The sequence below is a fragment of the Paenibacillus oenotherae genome, assembly GCF_019443105.1.
In the GTDB taxonomy this organism is placed as follows: Bacteria; Bacillota; Bacilli; order Paenibacillales; family Paenibacillaceae; genus Paenibacillus_Z; species Paenibacillus_Z oenotherae.
This window is the reverse complement of record NZ_JAHZIJ010000052.1, coordinates 1-1,830: the sequence shown is the minus strand read 5'-3', so window position 1 is coordinate 1,830 and position 1,830 is coordinate 1. Positions and strand designations below refer to the sequence as shown.

1 protein-coding gene is annotated in these 1,830 nt (G+C 60.9%); it reads right to left on the bottom strand.

Features of this window, described 5'->3' with window-relative positions:
- On the bottom strand, positions 1-1,830 hold a 1,830-nt coding region (locus K0T92_RS25795; protein ID WP_219875243.1), incomplete at both ends, for a non-ribosomal peptide synthetase.

The following is a 1,830-nucleotide window of genomic DNA, read 5'->3' as shown; positions in this document are numbered from 1 at the left end:
TTCGTACGGCACCGGCTTGTACCCTTTCACCTTGTCCGCTCCCGTCAGCAGCAGTCTCAGCTTCGAGGGCGCTTCCTCCTCCAGCAGCTGCTCGTACATTTGCGGCGGCAGCCACGCGATCGTAATCTCGCGCTTCCGGTAAAATTCGGTCAGTTCCTTCATTTCCAGACGGATCTCTTCCGGCACGATGCACACGCTCGCTCCCGCGATCAAATACGGGAACACCTCCCACACCGACGCGTCGAAAGCGAACGAGGCGTATGTCGCCGCTACATCCTCTTCCGTCACACGGTAGAACTGCCGATGCCACTCGCTCAAGTTCACCAGCGACCGATGCTCAATCAGCACCCCTTTCGGACGGCCCGTCGAGCCCGATGTGTAGATCACGTACGCCAGATGCTCTGCTCCCGCCCTCTCCGGCAGATCTGTTCCGTCTCCTTCTTCCAGCAGCCCGCGCTCCAGCACCAGCACCGATTCCGTTATGCCCGCCAACTTCTCCGCCAAATCCGTCTGCGTCAGCACCAGCTTCACTCCTGCATCTTCCAGCGTGTAGCGGATACGCTCCTCCGGGTAGCTCGGGTCGATCGGCACATACGCGCCTCCCGCCTTCAGCACCGCCAAGATCGCCACGATCATTTCCGTTGACCGCTCCAACGCGATACCCACCAGCTCATCCGGTCCGACTCCCTGCTCCCGCAGTCTCCGTGCAAGACGATTCGAACGGGCATTCAGCTCTGCGTAGCTTAGACGCTCTTCTCCGTACACCAGCGCTGTACGCTCCGGCGCTCGCTTTACTTGCTCCTCGAACAGGCTGTGAATCGTCTGCTCCTTCGGATACGGCGCTTCCGTCCCGTTGAACGCCGCCAGTCGCTCGCGCTCTTCCTCGGACAGCAGCGACAGCTCCCCGATCCGCTCCTCCGGCTTTGACGTCGCCTCCGTCAGCAGCTGCACAAAGTGACCCGCCAGTCGCTCCATGCTCGCTCGCCTGTACAACGACGTCCGGTATTGCAGTTGGAATACTAACCGTCCTTCCATCTCCGACGCTTGCAGCGTCAGATCAAACTTCGCCGCTTCCTCGCCTCCTCCGTACGGCGTCATCTTCAGACCGCCCCCGTAAGAAGCTTCCGCCTCCGTCATGTTCTGCATCGCGAACATCGTATCAAACAGCGGATTACGGCTCATATCCCGCTCCAAGTCCAGCTTCTCCACCAGTTCCTCCAGCGGGTAGTCCGCATGCTCGAACGCTTCCAGCGTCCGACGCTTCACTTCCGCCACCTGTTCCAGGAACGTCGCTTCCTTCTTCACTTCGTTACGCAGCGCCAGTGTCCCGACGAACATGCCGATAACCTGCTCCAAGTCCGCATGCGGGCGGCCCGCCACCGGCGTTCCAATGATGATATCCTCCTGCCCGCTATACTTCGACAGCAGCGTCGCATACGCCGCAAGCAGCACCATGTACAGCGTTGCGCCCGTCTGCGAAGCGATCTGACGCACGCGCGCCTCCACTTCCAGCGGCAGATCGAAGCCGATCGACTCGCCTTCGAAACGCTGCACGGCCGGACGCGCATCATCCGTCGGCAGCTCCAGCACCGGCAGCTCGCCTCCGAACCGTTCCAGCCAGTACGTTTCCTGACGCTTCAGCTCTTCCCCGCTCAGCCGCTCCCGCTGCCAGACTGCGTAGTCCTTGTATTGGATCCGCAGCACAGGCAGCTCCTCGCCGCCGTACAGCCGCGCGAACTCTTCCACCAGCACTTGCATCGAGACTCCGTCTGATATGATATGGTGCATATCGTACATGAACAGACGCTTGCCTTCCTCCGCCAGCTTCAC